This is a genomic window from Bacteroidales bacterium, from assembly GCA_013314715.1.
Taxonomy (GTDB): domain Bacteria; phylum Bacteroidota; class Bacteroidia; order Bacteroidales; family GWA2-32-17; genus Ch61.
This window is the reverse complement of the sequence record JABUFC010000028.1, coordinates 23956-42968: the sequence shown is the minus strand read 5'-3', so window position 1 is coordinate 42968 and position 19013 is coordinate 23956. Positions and strand designations below refer to the sequence as shown.

Sequence of the window (19013 nt, the reverse complement as noted above, 5' to 3'; positions counted from 1 at the left end):
CGGTTCCGGTAACATGGTAAGCCGTAGTTGCCGATGGGCTAACCGTTAGTGAGTTGCCACTACCTAAACCATTATCCCAATTGTACGAAACTGCTCCTGAAGCAGTGAGTGTGCTATTGGCACCGGGACATATCGACGATGGCGAAGCCGAAGCGGTTATGGTGAGTTGCGGTGGCTGAGTAATAGTTACAGATGAAGTAATAGAACAGTTATTACCATCTTTTACTGTTACAGTATAAGTATTTGCAATTAAGTTAGTCGCAGTTGAATTTGTTTGACCATTGCTCCATTGGTAGGTATAGGTTCCTGTGCCTCCGCTGACATTTACGGTTGCTGTGCCATCGTTGGCTCCATAACATGTTACATTGGTTTGTGAGGTAGATATTTGCATTTGTGGAGGTTCAGTAATAGTAACGGTAGCAGTTCCATTGCATCCTCCTGATTCTGTAACTTGAACCGTATAAGTGCCAGGTGGTAGATTATTAATTGTCGCAGTGTTTTGAGGGGGAGAGGTGTTCCACGAATATGTATAATTTCCACTACCTCCAGAAGCTGTAACAGTAGCACTTCCACCTTGCCCATAGCAAAGCGGATTGGTTGATGATGCATTTATACTTAGTCCTGAAACAGTTACATGTTGAGTAATTGATTTTTGACACCCTCCTGCTGAAATGGTTAGTGTAACGTTATAATCTCCGGCAGTTGCATAAGTATGAGTAGGATTCTGTAGTGTAGATGTTTGACCGTCTCCAAAATCCCAAGACCATCCAGTAATATTGGTGCCCGAAACGGTAGATAGATCGGTAAAATTAACTGTTAGACAGTTTGTGGTGGTGTTAAATGATGGGGTTAAAGAAACAACTTCAATGGGGAATAAATAATAAAATCCGCAAAGTCCCACTGAACTTGGTGATTGAATATAAACGCTTACATTTGAGCCATTGTAATTTTGTGGATTAATGGTAATGGTTGGTGTGGTTTCGCCGGTTGACCACTGATAAGTCATACCTGGGTCAATATCTGGAACCGAAAGAGTAGTAGATGTAACATCGTCACAATAAATACTAGGAGTTAATGTAAACGAAGAAGGGCAAATAAAATCGATATATCCATAACCAAAATGCCCTCCTTGGGCACAATCGGCACTAGTAACAACAATTGTAATGGTTTGACCTACATAAGGTCCTAAATTGATACCTACTGTAGTCCATGATTTACATTTTATATTAGAGTTACTAGGACTATTAAAAAATCCTGGGATAGTTCCATCTGCAACATATTGTTGATAGCTACATGGTATAACTTGATTGGAGCCATCGTATATTTTCAATTCAAAAAAGGGTTGTTGTTCCCAAGTATGAGGTGGATCTGGGTTTTCAAGAATTACAGCATATTTATAAATAAAATTCGTATCTTGAGGGTTAACAAAAAAGGTATATATTAGTTGTTCTGCTTCATAGTTAATATCATTATTACCTAATTTTACTGAAAAAGAACCTCCATTAGGTGCTAACATAGGAAAATTTCCGTATGGGTCATTTCCACTTCCGGCATTGGTTATGACGTGTCTATTGGCAACTGGAGCGGTTCCTGACCAAGTAGATTCCGGTGAAGGTGTCCCATTGCCGGCAGGATAACCATAATTGGTTGCCGTTTGGCATGTCCAATTTGAAAAATCTCCATTTTCAAAATCGAGATTAGAACAACCGCTGGCTTTGGTTCCTTTAAGATACATATTTTCAGAAACCTTATTTCGGATTCGTTGCATGTATTCTTTTAACCATTTATCAGCTAGTGTATCATCTCTATATCGAGCTATAATGATTGCTTCACCGGCATTATCATCACGATGAAAGGTTTGAATAACTTTAATGGTAGTATCATTGGCAGGTCTCCCTTTATGTTCATGTTTACATGTTTTATGATGATGATGTTCTTTTTGTGAATATAAAGGGCTAATAATTAAAATAAAAAATAAAAATAAAATTGTTTTCATAACTTTTTTAGTTTATTGACGTAAAAATAAAAATTTGGTTGCCTAAGTTATGAATTTATTTTTTAATATTCAAATAAAAATGAATTTTATTCAAAGTTGTATTGTATTTTTAATTAAAATGTTGAAAATACTGAAAAATTCTTTGTAATTAAAAAAACATAGACTATTTTTGTTAAAAAAAATATGCGAACTGCTATAATAATTGTTTGTGCTTTTTTATTGATAGCTAAATCTACGGATGCTCAATTTTTTTCTAAAATACAGTTGAAGCATAATTTTAAAGAGGCTCGTCGTTTTATAAGTTTTAAAAATTACGAAGAAGCTATTCCAAAATTAGCATATTTGCTAAAAAAAGATTCATTAAATGCGAACTACAATTATTTAATGGGCTTGTGTTATATACGAATTCCTAAACTTAAAGCGAAAGCACTTCCTTTTTTGTTATTAGCGTCAAAATCGGTTGTCGAAAATTGGCAAGAATATAGTTTTAAAGAACGTAATGCACCGTATAAAGTTTTTTTTCTATTAGGCGAAGTGAATCATATGTTATATAAGTTCGATCAAGCTGAAAATTATTTTGCTAAATATTTAGAATATTTGAAACCAGAATCGAATGAATATAAAGAAAGTAAACGAATGATGGATATTTGTAAAAATGCTCCGTTATTAATAAATGATTCTATCGAAATATCGATTGAAAATTTAGGTCCTGTAATAAATTCAGAATATGATGAACATTCGCCTACATTAACTTCTGATGAAAATACGCTTATATTCACATCGCGAAGAAAAGGTAGTACAGGAGGAATGAAAACCGATGATGGTCGGTATTTTGAAGATATATATGTTTCAAAAAAAGTGAATGATCATTGGGAAATTCCCGAAAAAATTAGTCCTAATATAAATACCGATATGCATGAGGCTAGCATTTGTGTTTCAGCTGACGGACAAGAATTATATATTTACAAAGACGACTTTGGTATTGGTAATATTTATGCATCAATTAAAGACAGCTTAGGTAATTGGACAAAGCCCGTAAAATTAGAGCCCCAGATAAGTTCATCTGCAAATGAAACTCACGCAACTATTTCAGCAGATAAGAATATTTTAATTTTTTCGAGCGATAGAAGTGGAGGTTATGGTGGAAAAGATTTATATATGTCTGTCCGATTGCCCAATGGTGAATGGAGTTATGCAAAAAATTTAGGTAACATTATTAATACACCTTACGATGAAGAAGGTCCCTTTTTATTACCTGATGGATATACATTATATTTTTCATCTAAAGGTCATCATACTTTAGGAGGTTATGATTTATTTTACAGTGAATTAAAAGAAGATGGCATTTGGAGTGAACCCAAAAATTTAGGTTATCCGATTAATAGTACTGAAGACGATGTTTATTATCATTTATCGGCAGATGAAAAAAGAGCCTATTTCTCTTCAATACGTGATGATAGCTATGGCGGAAAAGATATTTATGTTATGAACTTATTATCATTACCAGAGCGAAGCGCCGCAGTAATAAAAGGTAAGGTTTTTTTTGAAGGCAAAGATAGTATTCCAGTTAAAGATGTTTTAATAAAGGTTATTGATAATAAAACCGGAAAGTTAATGGGACAATACAAGCCCAATAAAGAAACAGGGTATTATGTAATGATATTAAAGCAAAATAGAGAATATTCCATTATATGTGAGAATGAGCAATATGAATTCGAACCAAAAATATTTAATGTACCTCAGCATTCATCATTATACGAAATGGAAAAACCCTTAATTTTAGAACCATTAGGTAAGTTAAAATCCAAAACAGAATAATTTTATATTAAACGGTAGAACGTATTATTGAATTTTATAGCTTTGCAGCGTTTTTTTTGTAAAACTTATGTTTGTAAGAAAGCCTTTTATTAAGTATGCCTTATACGGAATTGTTTTAGTGTTTGCATTTATTGGATTTATTTTAACAGGTGCATATTTTGCTGTTAAATTACACATTACCGACGATCCAGGTGGAGTCGATTATAACGATAGAATGTTTAAAGAAATTTCTGATAAACAAAAACTTTACGATCCAAACGATCCTAAAAATAAACAACTTTTTGACGATAAGAGACCTATACAATATTTAATTATATCATTACTCGGTAAATTTTATCCATACAATGCTAATGTGATATTTGAAGCATCAAAGCATGCTGAAAATCCCGTGGTTTTAGAACAAATGATTGCAGCAGCAGAATTACGAATGCCCAAAAATTCACCTTACTTCGAGTTAAAACGAGAACTTTTAAATTCTTATAATAAAAATTATCCTAAAGATACTCTTAAAAGTGTATATCCATGGATGAATATTTCAGAATGGAACGATTTGAAAGAAGCTATAAAAAAAGATAAAAAAATAATTGATAGCGCTTCTAAAGTTGCGGGAGTTGAACCGCGTTTAGTTGTTTGTTGTTTAATTGGCGAACAAATAAGGCTTTTTAACTCAAAACGCGAAATATATAAAAGATATATAGGACCCCTAAAAGTTTTATCAGTAGAATCGCAGTTTAGTTTAGGCATAACAGGTATAAAAGATTTTACTGCACGTGCTATAGAACAAAATCTTAAAGATAGTTCATCTATATATTATCTTGGACCTAAATATAAACATTTACTCGATTTTCAGTCAGAAAATCCCGATACTGAAAGATATTATCGTTTGGTAAATTATAGAAATCATTATTACCAATACTTATATACTGCATTGTATTTGCATCAAGTACAAAAGCAATGGAAACGAGCAAATTATGATATTTCTAACCGTCCCGAGATACTTGTAACGCTTTATAATGTTGGATTTGCATTTTCAAAACCTAAACCCAATCCAGAAGTGGGAGGTTCACACATAAATATACATGGCAAAATATATACTTTTGGCGCCATTGGTTTTGATTTTTATTATTCGGGTGAGCTTGCTCAAGAGTTCCCTTTTTATTTGAGGAAGTTTGAAGATTAAAGATTTATTTGACAATTGTTCCGACATCTTTTCCTTGTAGCAATTCAACTAAATTACCCTTTTTATTTATATCAAAAACTACAATAGGCATTTTATTTTCTTGGCATAAAGTAAAGGCTGTAAGATCCATTACTTGTAATTTTTTTTCATATGCTTCAGTAAAACTGAGCTGTTTGTATTTTACGGCTTGTGGGTCTTTTTCGGGGTCTGCTGTGTAAATGCCATCGACACGAGTACCTTTAAGAAGAGCGTTAGCCTCTATTTCAATTGCCCTAAGCGCAGAGGCGGTGTCGGTTGTAAAATATGGATTACCGGTGCCGCCTGCAATGATGCATACTTTTTTTTGCTTAAGTGCTTCCAATACTTTATCTTTTTGATAAAGTTCGCCAACAGGTTCCATGCGAATCGCTGTATAAACTTTCGAGGCTATTCCTATGCTCTCAAATGCTGAGTTTAAGGCTAAGCTATTGATAACGGTTGCCAACATTCCCATTTGGTCGCCTTTTACTCTATCAAAACCTTGTTTTGAGCCTTTTAGTCCTCTAAAAATATTACCACCACCAATTACAATGCCTATTTCGATGCCCATATTAACAGCTTGAGCAATTTCATTTACATAGTGCATCAAGTTGCTGCTATCAATGCCATAACCTTCGCTGCCCATGAGCGATTCGCCACTAAGTTTTAATAAAATTCGATGATACATCATAGTTTAATTTTTTAGCAAAAGTAAAGTATATTTTTGTTTTTTAATAATCTAAAGAAAATCATTTTTCAACATTAAAAAATGCATTAGGTTTGCAAAAAAAAATGATTGTTTTAAAGCATATAAAAGATTTAAAAGCCGAACTGCAAGCAAGACGAAATCAAGGGCAAACCATTGGCTTTGTTCCAACCATGGGGGCTTTGCATCAGGGGCATCTTTCGCTTATGCAATGTGCACGGAATCAGTGCGATGTGGTTGTTGTCAGTATTTTTGTTAATCCAACTCAATTTAACAATAAAGACGATTACGAAAAATATCCACGCTTATTTGATAAGGATATTGAATTGTTGCAAAATACAAAGGTATGCGATATTGTTTTTTTGCCTGATGAAAAGGAAATGTATCCAACAGCTGAAAAACGTAGTTTCGATTTAGGATACTTAGAAGAAGTGATGGAAGGGGCTTTTCGTCCTGGACATTTTCAAGGAGTAGCACTCATTGTTTCGAAGTTATTCGATATAGTTATGCCCCATAAAGCTTATTTTGGCAAAAAAGATTTTCAGCAGTTAGCCGTTATTCGTCGTTTAGTTGAATTAGAAAAGTACCCTATAGAAATTGTCCCTTGCGATATTGTACGCGAACCTCATGGTTTAGCTATGAGTTCTCGCAACCTAAGGTTATCGAAAATAGATTTTGAAAATGCTAAAATTATATACCAAACTTTATCGCATATCCCTGAATGGATAAAAGTTATGACAATACAAGAAATAAAAACAAAGGTTATCGAATCTATTGAATCGGTCGCACCCTTTAAGGTTGAATATATTGAGATGGTAAATACTTTTACGTTAAAACCTATTATTGATTTTAAACAGCATACATCGGTTACTGCTTGTATTGCGGTATTTTGTAATGATGTGCGACTCATAGATAATATCGAAATAAAATTATAACTTTGCAGTCTCTATTATCAAAAATATGAACATAGAAGTTTTAAAATCAAAAATACATAAAGTAACCATTACCCAAGCCGATTTGAATTATATTGGAAGTATTACCATCGACGAGGCATTAATGGAAGCAGCCAATTTAATTGAAAACGAAAAGGTACATGTATTAAATGTAAATAATGGCGAACGCATTGAAACCTATGTTATTAAAGGTGAACGAAACAGTGGCGTTATTTGTTTAAATGGTCCAGCTGCTCGTAAAGCTGCTGTCGGTGACGTGGTTATTATTTTATCTTATGCCATTATGCCTTTCGAAGAAGCAAAAGCATTTAAACCGTCATTGATTTTTCCCGATACCAGAACGAATCGTTTGTTGTAGTTGAAAAAAAAACTCAACATAGTATTAAATTTTATTGTATTCCCATCATTAGCCATATTTTTACTATACTTAGCATTTAAAGGTATAGATTTAGAAAACGCTTGGAAAGAATTATTAAAAGCTGATTTTAAATGGGTATTGCTCTCGTTGATGTTTGCTTTGGGTGGGTTCTTTTTTAGGGCTCTGCGATGGCGATTATTACTACAGGCTAGTAACCAAAATCCACCTATTCGTACTACTTTTTATGCTGTTACGATGGCTTATTTTGCTAATATTGCCATTCCACGAATGGGAGAAGTTACTCGTTGTGCAACTTTAAAAAAAACAAACGATATTCCCTTCGATGTTTCATTTGGTACGGTTATTACCGAAAGAATTATCGACTTTTTAACTCTTTTGTCTGTTATATCTACTGTTTTGATTCTCGATTTTTCGTTTTTTAGTTCCTTCTTTATGGATAATGCGGTAAATCCTATATATGATAAATTTAATGGTTCATCGTCTTCGCTCATTATTTTATTCTTTTTTTTCTTGGCAACGATTGGTTCTTTGTGGTTTCTGCGTAAGCGAATATCAGAATGGTCGGTAGCTAAAAAGATAAAAATTTTTGTTCAGGGCCTAATAAAAGGGTTATTATCGGTATTCCATTTAAAAAAAGTTTGGTTGTTTTTGTTATATACACTTGTTATTTGGACCTGTTATATTTTAATGACTTATGTTGTTTTTTTTGCTTTACCAGCAACTTCGCAATTGACTTTTATCGATAGTTTATTTGTTTTAAGCATTGGTGGATTGGGTATGTCGGCGCCTGTTCAAAATGGTTTTGGAGCATTTCATTGGATTGTTTCGCGTGGGCTTATGTTGTTTGGTGTGTCGCAAGCCGACGGTTTGCTTTATGCCACGCTTTGCCATGAGTCGCAAACGTTGATGGTACTTATTTTAGGACCTATAACCATGTTGTTGATATTTTTATATAATAAAAACAAAAAAGCATAGTATTATGGATTACGAAAAGGTAATTAAAAGCAAGATTTTTAAATCGAAAGACGAACTAGAATTCGCTCGTTTATTAGCATTTTGGCGTTTTAAAAACCAGCAAATTGTTTTTACTAACGGATGTTTTGATATTTTGCATCGTGGTCATTTTGAATATTTGATGAAGGCAGCCTCTTTGGGCAATGTCTTTGTAGTTGGATTAAATACTGATGCTTCGGTAAAACGATTAAAAGGCAATGAGCGTCCTATTCAAGATGAAGAAAGTAGAGCTTTAGCCTTAGCCAGTTTGCAATTTGTAAGTGCGGTGGTACTTTTCGACGAAGATACACCGCTCGAACTCATAAAATACATTCGTCCCGATGTTTTAGTAAAAGGTGGCGATTATATAGTTACAACTATCGTGGGAAGCGATATTGTCTTAGAAAATGGCGGTAAAGTGGAAACTATACCTTTTGTCGAAGGTTTTTCTACAACCAAAATCATTCAAGAGTTGAAAAGATAATATAACAAATTTTTGCTAATTAAAAAATACAGTGATGAATTCATATAACTCTATCTTAGTTTTGGAATCTCCCTGGGAAGATAACAAAATTGAATCTTTTTCCTCCTGGCCATTTATTAGTGAATTTGGCAAAATTTACAATATAAAAACCTTTTATAAAATGTTTTATGATTTAGAATCGTTAAAACATTGGATAAATATTTATAATAAAGAAAGCAAAGATGATAAAAAATTGTTATATATTGCTTCTCATGGTGAAAATGGTCGAATTAATGGGTTAAAAAAAAGTATTAATGTGGCATCTATTGTAGATGTTTTAAGATATTGTAAAAATATTCAATTTATTCATTTTAGTACATGCTTAACAGGGAATTACGACAATTTGGAATATATTATGGACGTTTGTAAACATATTAGGTTTGCTTCTGGTTATAGTAATGTAGTAGATTGGATTGATTCAGGAGCTTTTGATTTAATGTTTTTACAAAAATTATTATACTGGAATAAAGCAAAAGATTTTAATTCAGATTTAGAATTTGGAAGTTTAATAGAATTTATGCATGTGTTGGGTTTTCAAGGAATTTTTAGAAAAAAGTTTTCTAAAAAATTAATTTATTTTCCAGGGGATTTCGAGGAATCATAATTTTTCTTTAACACTCTTACTTGTTAGGTGATTTTCTGATTTTTTTGCAAAAAAATACAGAAATTTGTATCTTTGAAAAAAAAAGCAATGAAATTTTTTTTATCAATATTTATTGTTTTAGCTTTATTTATTTTGCCTTCGTGTAAAAAAGCGAAGGAAAATAAACTTATTGGTGAGTGGAAGTTATTACCACAAAATGCATCGGATAGAAACGATACGATTATTTATCGTTTTGAAACTAATCAGGTTTTGTATAGGATAAAAAATGGAGTTTGGGTTGATACGGGCGATTATGAAGTTAAATCCGAATTTTTTAAATATTATGTAGTTATTAAAAACTTAAATCAATATGATGATGCTAATTATTACATCGAAAAAATAAAAAACAACATCTTAATATTGCAATGTTATTCACCTTATCTTCGTAAAGAGTTTGTTAAAAATGAATAAATGGTTTTTTATTATAATTCTTGCTTTTTTATTTTTGGCTTGTAAAAAACAAACCGAAAAAAAACTAATAGGAACTTGGCATTACTATTATTTAACAGCTTCCGATACGGGTATTACTCAGCTATGGACATTCAATAATCCCGACCAAGTAATACGTGTTATATATCGATTCGATAGCCTTTTTTACGATACCGGTTCTTGGGTTATAGATAAAGAATTTTTAGAACCAACTTTTATTACTTTCAAAGGACTTGACAGTATCTACGACGGTAAATATCAAATTCTAAAGCTTAACAAGGAATTTTTATTTTTACAACGTTCTCAACTACCCAATGGTAGCTCAAATGGAGCTTTCTTACGACTTGAATTTGCAAGAGAACAATAATGAGTAACAAATCTAAATTAGCTTTTTTTTGTAAGGAGTGTGGTTATGAATCGCCTAAATGGTTAGGTAAATGTCCTTCATGCAGTGCCTGGAACTCATTTATAGAACAGCCTATACTAACTAAGGTTTCAGGTCAAAAAAAACAGACGGATGTTAAAACTCCTAAACGCTTAAATGAAATAGTAGCCGACGATACTGTACGTATCAATTCCAAAAGTATCGAGTTGAATAGAGTTTTAGGTGGAGGGATTGTTGCTGGCTCGGTAGTGCTTATAGGAGGTGAACCCGGTATAGGAAAATCTACACTTATGTTGCAATTTGCAATGAGGGTTAAGTCGATTACTTCTCTTTATGTCTCGGGCGAAGAAAGCGAAACGCAACTCAAATTAAGAGCTCAACGATTAGGAGGAGATGGCTCATCGTGTTTATTGCTTTGTGATACTAACCTTGAAAATATTATTGCACAAATTCACCAAATTAAACCCAACATTGTTATTATTGATTCTATTCAAACGATACAATCAGAAAATATTGAATCATTTGCCGGAAGCCTATCGCAAGTACGTGAATGCACAGCAAAACTTATCAATACAGCTAAAGAATTAAATATTCCTATTTTTATTATTGGACATATTAACAAAGAAGGAGCTATTGCTGGACCGAAAGTCTTGGAACATATGGTTGATACCGTGCTTATTTTTGAAGGTGAACCTGGGCATCCATACCGTATCTTGCGTTCAATTAAAAATCGATTTGGATCGACTAGTGAAATCGGTATTTTTGAAATGCGTCAAGAAGGATTAAAAGAAGTTAGTAACCCTTCGGAGTTGTTGATATCAGAAGCTACCGAAAATTTAAGCGGATCGTGTATAGCCGCTACTATCGAAGGCATTCGGCCTATTATGATCGAAGTGCAAGCATTAAGTAGTACTACTGCCAATAATTTTCCACAGCGATTAGCTAATGGTTATGAACTTAAGCGACTTTCGTTAATGTTAGCCGTTATTGAAAAACGACTTCAGGTTAAAATGTACAATAAAGATATATTTTTGAATATTGTAGGAGGAATCCGTGTAGTTGACCCAGCCATCGATTTAGCAGTTGTATTTGCTATTTTATCGTCTGTTTACGATAAAGCAATCCCTCGTACAACATGCTTCGCAGGAGAAATAGGATTAAATGGTGAAATTAGACCCGTACAAAAAATTGAACAACGTATTGCCGAAGCTGAAAAAATGGGTTTTAAAAAAATGATTATTTCTAAGTTTGGTTTAAAAGGTATAAATTTGTCCAAATTTAAAATTCAAATTATTACAGTTAGTAATCTTAAAGAATTTAATGAGGGAATTTTTAATTAACATATCAAAAATTAGAATTTTGTGGATTTTTTTTGTCGCTTTAGGGGGACTATATTCTTGCTTGTCAACCCTACAAACAACCAACACGCGTCGCTTAAATCTTAATTTTTTATATAATCCTAATGCCCAAACCATACATGCTAAGGTTATTGCCCATAACATTAATAATAATACCACTTCTATTTATTGCAAGTTACCTTCTAAAGATTTGATGTTTTTGCCCAATGGCGAAAGCAGTAGCTGCAATTTAAATGTTCATTACACATTATACGAAACAACACAAGGGTTAAAATTGGTGGATACACTGCGCTTTACCAAAACTATTTTGAATGAAAATAAAGATTTTTATATTTTAAAGTTTGATGTTAATCTTAACGATTCATCGAATTACATGGTCGATTTGTTTATCAATGACCCTGTTTTTTCAACTCATTTTCATCAATATGTTCATATTGAACGTAAAGCTAAAATAAATTCTAACGATTTTTTGTTGGTAAATAAGCAAGGCATTCCTTATTTTGATCCATGGTTATGCGATAGCGATACTTTTTCAATAATACTTCGTTCGGATTTACCACGCGAGTGGAAATTTGCTTGGTTTCCCAATGCTTATAAATTATGCTCTCCACCTTACCAGATGACAAGTAACAAAGATTTTTTTGTGCCTACTCCCGATAGTATCCGCGTCAGTTTAATTTGCGATACATGTTATTTCGTATTAAATAAGCCAACTATACTTCATATTTATCGAGATTCTATTGGCAATGGAACTACAATCTTTCATTTTGCTAATCATTTCCCTTCGTTGGTTCGTCCGAGTGAACTTTTACAACCGTTGCGAATGCTGAACTCGCAAAAAGAGTTTAATGAACTAAATCTATTGTCAGATAAAAAAGAAGCGGTGGATCGTTTTTGGCTCAATGCAACTGGAAATATATCGCGAGCTCGTGAACTTATCCGAGTTTTTTATACCAGAGCTATGCTTGCGAATTTGTATTTTACAAGTTATACCGAAGGTTGGAAAACCGATAGGGGAATGGTTTATATTATTTTTGGACTTCCTACTACCATTTATAAAGCACCCAATATTGAACAATGGATATATGGCACACCACAAAGTGCTAAAGTGTTGGTATTTAATTTTATTAAGAAACAAAATCCCTTCACTAGCAATCATTTTATTTTAGAACGTAACGAGGGATATAAAATATCATGGTTACAGGCTATAGATACATGGCGAAATGGAAGGGTATTTTCAATAGCAAACGAATAATGCAAACTAAAAATCAACAAATATACGGTGCTAGAACCGTTATAGAAGCTATCGAATCGGGTAGAAATATCGATAAAATATGGATAGACCGAAAAAAAAATAATCCACTTATTAAAGAATTGATCTATGTTGCTCAGCAACATCATATCCCTATTCAGTTTGTGCCCGAAGAAAAATTTTTTCCATATGCATCTAAGAACCATCAGGGCGTATTAGCTAAATTAAGTCTTATAGAATATCAATCGTTAGAAAATATTGTATTTGATACTTTCAATAAGGGGCAGACACCTTTAATCTTAATACTCGATGGTGTAACCGATGTTAGAAATTTTGGTGCTATTGCACGCTCTGCTATATCGGCAGGAGTGCATGCTATTGTTGTCGAAGAAAAAGGATCGGCCGAAATAAACGAGGATGCCATTAAAACTTCGGCAGGTGCGTTATTACATGTACCTGTTTGTCGCGAAAAGTCGCTATTAAGCACTGTTAGGAATTTAAGGAATCATGGATTAAAGGTAGTTGCAGCTACCGAAAAAGGAAGTCTTTCCTTATTTAAATCCGATTTAACTTTACCTCTTGCAATTATTATGGGTAGCGAAGAGAAAGGCATTTCACCTTCTATTTTAAAAGCGGCTGACGAAATGTGTTTTATTCCAATGGTTGGTGTTATTGCTTCGTTAAATGTTTCGGTTGCTGCTGGTGTCATGCTTTTTGAGTGCCTTAGACAAAGAACAGAAAAATGATGGTAGTATGACGCGCATTTTAATATCTTTGGCTACCGATATTGAAATTCATACTGAATATAAAAATAGACTTAATCAATTATTCCCAAATTTATTTGATGTATTGATTACTGGAATGGGAAACGCAAACACCATTTATTACTTAACCAAAACATTGCAGCAAAAAAAATACGATTTAGTCATTAATATGGGTATTTGTGGAGCGTTTAACGAACAATTAAATGTGGGACAGGTAGTTCAAGTAATTGCCGATACTTTTGGCGATTTAGGTTTTCAAGAAGAGCATACATTTATTCATTTGGCAGAGTTAGAAAAAAAAACAATATTTTTAGAACATAAAAACGAGTGGAATTTGAAAATACCAAAAGTCTGCGGTATTACGGTTAATACTGTTTCAAGCGATATTTCACGAAATAAAATGATGCAACAGAAATATAATGCCGATATTGAAACAATGGAAAGTGCTGCCTATTTCATGGTTTGCAAATACGAAAATATCCCGTTAATTGCTTTAAGAGCAGTTTCAAATAGGGTAGGCGAGCGAGATAAATCAAAATGGAATATTGCTTTAGCAGTTCATAATTTATGGCTAACTTTGTTGGAAATATTTTCTACTTTCAACAAATGAAGCTTAAGGTAAGTATATCGCCTTGTCCAAACGATACTTTTATGTTCGAAGCGTGGATAAATCAACGTATTCAATATCCCCAGCATCTTCATTTCGATTTTCATTTTGCCGATATCAAAACTCTTAATCAATGGGCGTTAAATAGCGAAACCGATATTACTAAAATAAGCGTATTTACTGCTGGACAAGTATTAAACCACTACGAACTATTAACAGTAGGTTCGGCTTTAGGATATAAAAATGGTCCACTCATTATTTCAAAAAAGAAAATTTATCCTGATGAAATACCTTATGTAAAAATAGGGGTTCCGGGGTTTAATACAACTGCCAATTTATTATTACAACTTTTTTATCGTCCACAGCAGGCAACCAAAGAATACTTTTTTAATGAAATAGAAGAGGCCTTGTTGGAGAATGAAATTGATGCCGGCGTTATAATTCACGAAACACGTTTTACATACCAAAGAAAAGGATTGCAAAAAATAGCCGACTTGGGGGAGCAATGGGAAGCTTCGTATCATTTGCCCCTTCCATTGGGGGCTATTGCAATTAAAAGAAATCTTCCTCGAGATATAAAAAAAGCAATAAATCATATTTTATATCAAAGTATTACTTTTGCTTTTCAAAATCCCGATGCATCTATGTCAATTATTAAGGCTCATGCTCAAGAAACGGCTGAAAATGTCATAAAACAACACATCGATTTGTATGTAAATGAATTTTCGCTTAATATTGGAACAAAAGGAAAAGAAGCTATTGCAAAATTATTGAGCGAAGGAATACAGCTTCATCTTTTACCGTCTAATCCGTTAAATGTTTTTATCGATGAAGAATAATTTAATTTTACTTAGAAAAACTACACCACGTTGGATTATATTTAGTGTTGATGTTTTGATTTGTTTTATTGCTTTGCATATAGCATATTTAATACGATTCAACTTCTCTATACCGCAAAACGAATGGATACCATATATCTATTATGTATTGCCAATTGTTATTTTAGTGAGAAGTTTTAGTTTTTACTTATTTAAGACCTACGCCGGAATTGTTCGATATACCGGTGTTGAAGATTCTTTACGTATATTGAAAGTATTGTTTGCAGGGTCTATCATTTTTATTATTATCAATGTGTTAACTTATTGGTTTAAAGCGATTTTTATTATTCCTTTTTCAATAATTATTATCGAATTTTTGGCTACTGTTTTTTTAATGGTTTTTTTGCGTTTACTTATAAAATCGTATTTTTTTGAATTAACAACTTCTCAACGTTTTCGTTCACAGGTTGCTATAGTTGGTAAAGAGCATTTTGCTTTATCGGTTAAACGCAGCCTCGATAACGATTTTAATGTAAACTATCGGGTACTTGCTTTTTTTGATGTTTCTAATAACAATAAAAATTTGCGTCTAGATGGAATAAAAATTTACCCTTTTTCGAAATTTGAAAATGTAGTACAAAAACAAAAAATAACACATTTAATTATAGCCGACGAACATTTAACCAAAGAAACCAAACGCGAAATTAGTGAACAGGCGATAGAATTGGGAATAAAAGTATTAGAGGTGCCACCTATAAAATTATGGATAAATGGTGAACTTAATTTAAACCAATTAAAACAAATTAAAATTGAAGACTTACTTGAACGTGAAGTAATACAACTCGATAAGAAAAATATAAGCCAACAAATAACTGGTAAAGTGGTAATGGTAACCGGTGCGGCCGGTTCTATTGGTCGAGAAATTGTTATTCAGCTTACTGCCTTTTCGCCTTCGTTGATTATATTATACGATCAAGCAGAATCGCCGATGTATGAACTAACACTCGAATTAGAAGAAAAAGTTAACTTTAAAAATTATAAATATATTATTGGCGACATTACAAACCGCGAACGCCTTGAATATATTATTAAACGATATAAACCTCTTGTTATTTATCATGCTGCAGCTTATAAGCATGTTCCAGTGATGGAAAATAATCCTGCTGAGGCTGTTTTAACTAATGTAAAAGGAACACGTATTATAGCCGATTTAGCCCACCAATATGAAATTGAACGATTTGTTATGATTTCGACCGACAAAGCGGTAAATCCGACCAATGTGATGGGCGCCTCTAAACGAATTGCAGAGATGTATTGTCAAGCACTTGGAAAAATATCGAAAACCAAATTTATTACTACACGATTTGGCAATGTTTTAGGATCTAATGGCTCTGTAATACCACGATTTAAACAACAAATCGAAATGGGAGGCCCCATTACAGTCACGCATCCCGAAATAACACGCTATTTTATGACCATACCCGAAGCTTGTCAATTGGTCTTAGAGGCTGGAGCAATGGGAAATGGAAACGAAATTTTTATATTCGATATGGGTAAGCCTGTAAAAATAGTCGATTTAGCACGTAAAATGATTCGATTAGCTGGCTTGCAAGAAGGAAAAGATATTGAAATTGTTTTTACTGGATTGCGACCTGGCGAGAAAATTTATGAAGAATTGTTGAATAAAAAAGAAAATACTTTGCCTACCTATCATCCACTTATTATGATTGCTAAAGTTGCAGAAACTCCTTACAATGAAATTCAAGAACAAATAGACGAATTAATTAACCTGGTAAAAAAATTCGACAATTACGAGTTGGTTGGCAAAATGAAAAAAATTGTACCCGAATTTAAAAGCATGAATTCTGCATACGAAAAATTAGATATCAATTAAAGCTATTGGCAAAGAATGTTTTTTATGTTTATTTCTGCTATTATTTTTCATCTTAAAATAATTAAATTTGAACGCTCAAATATCAATGATTATGAAATAGCCATGAGAACAAATTCACACAAACCGAAAATGAAATTTACACACAAACAAACATCACTATTTGTTCGAATGGCGTATTCCATGTAACATTAGTATATAATTTAAAAAATAATTACACATGAAAAATAAAAAGAAAAAGTTACAAAATGTGCCTCTATCAAAAACATCACAACCAGCCCATAATTCAATATCTACCCATCAAACATTTTTGACAAAATATGCTTATTGGATTGTTTTTTTATTGACTTTTGTTTATTATGGCAATACAGTTTTTAACGATTATGCATTAGACGATGCTATTGTTATTACTCAAAACGATTTTACGCAAAAAGGTATTGCCGGTATTCCTGATATTTTTAAAAATGAGTTATTTACAGGTTTTTTTAAAGTCAAAAAAGATTTGGTTGCTGGAGGTCGTTATCGCCCACTTTCGATGGTAACTTTTGCTTTAGAAATTGAGTTTTTTGGTTTAAATCCTCATGTTAGTCATTTTATTAATGTATTGCTATTTGCATTCCTATGTGTAATGCTTCTTTTAGTTTTAGAGAAGTTGTTAGCTGAACGTTATAAAGCTAATTCGTGGATACAGTACATACCTCTTTTAACAACCTTATTATATTTGGCTCACCCTATTCATACCGAAGTTGTGGCTAATATTAAAGGACGAGACGAAATTATGTCGTTGCTGGGAGCTTTAGTTTCGTTTTATTTTGTATTAAAGGCCATAGAGGGTAAAGATAAATGGAGAAATTTATTGTGGGCTTTTATAGCATATTTACTGGCAATGCTTTCTAAGGAGATTGCTGCAACTTTTATTGTTACTATTCCGCTTGCTTTATGGTTTTTTACCAATACCAAAACTAAAACAATTTTTCAAACAAGCTTGCCACTTATAGCGGCTGCCATTATTTATTTTGCCATACGTCAATCGGTATTGGGGCAGGGTGGTATTAAAACCATGCCCGAATTGATGAACGACTCCTTTCTCGAAATGAATACATCGCAAAAGTTTGCAACTATTATGTACACTATGGGTATTTATATTAAACTTTTGTTTTTTCCACATCCGCTTACATACGATTATTACCCCTACCATATACCCATTACCGAATGGACGCATTGGCATGCGTGGGGGTCTTTGCTATTAGTGTTGTTTTTAGCTTGGATTGCGCTTAAAAATTTCAAAAAAAAATCGCTCCTATCGTTTTCAATTTTTTTCTATGCTATTAGTTTAGCTCCGGTTTCTAACTTTTTGTTTCCGGTTGGGGTATTTATGAACGAACGCTTTGTTTTTGTAGCATCGATTGGGTTTTGCTTGATAGCTGCTTATTTTTTTGTACAGGTTTTGCCTAAATGGATAAAATCAGAACCATTACGCATAGCCTTGTTTGTTTTGGTAATGCTTGCTTATGCAGGCAAAACGATTGCGCGTAATAGCGATTGGAAAAACGATTTTACACTTTTTACAACCGATGTTAAAGTTTCGGTCAATGGTGCCAAAAGCAATTGCTCCGCTGGAGGAAAGTTAATAGAAGAGGCTACCAAACCCGGAAACGAGGCTAAACGCAATGAGTATTTAAAACTGGCTCTTAAATATCTTACTCATTCGCTCGAAATTTATCCCAACTATGGCGATGCATTGCTTTTGCTTGGGAATGGTTACTTTGAATATAATAAAAACTTAGATTCTACCATTTGGGCATATCGTAAGTTGTTAACGCTTAATCCCGAGCATAATTTAGCATATTCCAATACCGAATTGGTATTAAGAGCTACCGATAGTGTCGATTACAAAATTAAGGTTTGGGAAGATTATTTCACTATTAATCCCAATCGTTTTGAAGTGAATTATCAATTAGGAATATTATACGGGCAATTTAAAAATAATTTGCCCAAGGCTAAATATTTTTTATTGCGAGCACAAGCTATTAACCCCAACAATGCTGCTGTTAATAAAGATTTGGGTGTGGCTTATGGAATGTCGTTGCAATACGACTCATCGTTGATTTTTTTGAAAAAAGCGGTCGAAATTGACCCAAAAGATGCACAAACATTGGTGAACATCGGTATTACTTATCTTAATCTCAATCAAACAAATGTAGCCTTAGAATATTTTCAAAAAGCTTCCAAATTAGACCCCAAGGTTAAAATTCCTATTGATTTGCAAAAATAGAAATTTATAAATTGTTATATTCTTT

The 19013-nt window shown here is 33.0% G+C and carries 18 protein-coding genes; 16 read left to right on the top strand and 2 right to left on the bottom strand.

The genetic code is table 11. The features are described 5' to 3' along the window. The coding region (locus tag HPY79_07990) for a PKD domain-containing protein (protein NSW45737.1) at positions 1-1996 on the bottom strand (1996 nt) is incomplete at its 3' end. Positions 1997-2179: 183 nt separating this feature from the next. Between HPY79_07990 and HPY79_07985 the strand changes: the two genes are divergently transcribed. Together HPY79_07985 and HPY79_07980 are read left to right on the top strand one after the other, a co-directional pair. Beyond that, a complete protein-coding gene (locus tag HPY79_07985) occupies positions 2180-3814 on the top strand; it encodes a PD40 domain-containing protein (GenBank protein ID NSW45736.1) in 1635 nt (544 codons plus the stop codon). A gap of 67 nt (positions 3815-3881) precedes the next feature. Continuing rightward, entirely contained in the window at positions 3882-4994 is a 1113-nt protein-coding gene (locus HPY79_07980; protein ID NSW45735.1) for a hypothetical protein, read from the top strand. A 4-nt stretch (positions 4995-4998) separates the two neighbouring features. On the opposite strand, the gene HPY79_07975 is transcribed toward HPY79_07980, so the two are convergent. Then, positions 4999-5703 (bottom strand): UMP kinase, encoded by a 705-nt coding sequence (locus tag HPY79_07975; protein ID NSW45734.1) that lies wholly within the window; start codon positions 5701-5703, stop codon positions 4999-5001. 101 nt (positions 5704-5804) lie between these two features. Here HPY79_07975 and HPY79_07970 point away from each other — a divergent pair, with 101 nt between their 5' ends. From HPY79_07970 to HPY79_07905, 14 genes are all read left to right on the top strand, one after another. Beyond that, positions 5805-6653 carry a pantoate--beta-alanine ligase gene (locus HPY79_07970; GenBank protein NSW45733.1) on the top strand — a complete coding sequence of 283 codons (849 nt, stop codon included), beginning with the start codon at positions 5805-5807 and terminating at the stop codon, positions 6651-6653. Positions 6654-6678: 25 nt separating this feature from the next. Further along, a complete protein-coding gene (locus tag HPY79_07965) occupies positions 6679-7029 on the top strand; it encodes an aspartate 1-decarboxylase (GenBank protein ID NSW45732.1) in 351 nt (116 codons plus the stop codon). Then, positions 7030-8025 (top strand): flippase-like domain-containing protein, encoded by a 996-nt coding sequence (locus HPY79_07960; protein NSW45731.1) that lies wholly within the window; start codon positions 7030-7032, stop codon positions 8023-8025. Between the two features lie 4 nt (positions 8026-8029). Continuing rightward, on the top strand, positions 8030-8527 hold the full coding sequence (gene rfaE2 / locus HPY79_07955; protein NSW45730.1) for a D-glycero-beta-D-manno-heptose 1-phosphate adenylyltransferase: 498 nt from the start codon (positions 8030-8032) through the stop codon (positions 8525-8527). A 34-nt stretch (positions 8528-8561) separates the two neighbouring features. Then, entirely contained in the window at positions 8562-9170 is a 609-nt protein-coding gene (locus HPY79_07950) for a hypothetical protein (protein NSW45729.1), read from the top strand. Between the two features lie 87 nt (positions 9171-9257). After that, positions 9258-9620: a hypothetical protein gene (locus tag HPY79_07945; GenBank protein NSW45728.1), complete on the top strand. Its 363-nt coding sequence runs from the start codon at positions 9258-9260 to the stop codon at positions 9618-9620. Continuing rightward, complete coding sequence (locus HPY79_07940) at positions 9613-10005, top strand: hypothetical protein (protein NSW45727.1); 393 nt, start codon at positions 9613-9615, stop codon at positions 10003-10005. The genes HPY79_07945 and HPY79_07940 overlap by 8 nt, the downstream gene beginning before the upstream one ends. Beyond that, on the top strand, positions 10005-11363 hold the full coding sequence (gene radA / locus HPY79_07935) for a DNA repair protein RadA (protein NSW45726.1): 1359 nt from the start codon (positions 10005-10007) through the stop codon (positions 11361-11363). Before HPY79_07940 ends, radA begins: the two co-directional genes overlap by 1 nt. A 19-nt stretch (positions 11364-11382) precedes the next feature. Next, the gene (locus HPY79_07930) at positions 11383-12636 is read left to right on the top strand and encodes a GWxTD domain-containing protein (GenBank protein NSW45725.1); all 1254 of its coding nucleotides are present in this window, start codon (positions 11383-11385) and stop codon (positions 12634-12636) included. Then, entirely contained in the window at positions 12597-13379 is a 783-nt protein-coding gene (gene rlmB / locus HPY79_07925; GenBank protein ID NSW45724.1) for a 23S rRNA (guanosine(2251)-2'-O)-methyltransferase RlmB, read from the top strand. Before HPY79_07930 ends, rlmB begins: the two co-directional genes overlap by 40 nt. A 7-nt stretch (positions 13380-13386) precedes the next feature. Continuing rightward, positions 13387-14007: a futalosine hydrolase gene (gene mqnB, locus HPY79_07920; GenBank protein NSW45723.1), complete on the top strand. Its 621-nt coding sequence runs from the start codon at positions 13387-13389 to the stop codon at positions 14005-14007. After that, positions 13965-14843, top strand: coding sequence for a 1,4-dihydroxy-6-naphthoate synthase (locus HPY79_07915; GenBank protein NSW45722.1), 879 nt, complete (start codon positions 13965-13967; stop codon positions 14841-14843). The genes mqnB and HPY79_07915 overlap by 43 nt, the downstream gene beginning before the upstream one ends. After that, positions 14833-16716: a polysaccharide biosynthesis protein gene (locus tag HPY79_07910; GenBank protein NSW45721.1), complete on the top strand. Its 1884-nt coding sequence runs from the start codon at positions 14833-14835 to the stop codon at positions 16714-16716. The genes HPY79_07915 and HPY79_07910 overlap by 11 nt, the downstream gene beginning before the upstream one ends. 217 nt (positions 16717-16933) lie before the next feature. After that, on the top strand, positions 16934-18988 hold the full coding sequence (locus HPY79_07905; GenBank protein NSW45720.1) for a hypothetical protein: 2055 nt from the start codon (positions 16934-16936) through the stop codon (positions 18986-18988). Positions 18989-19013: the final 25 nt, after the last annotated feature.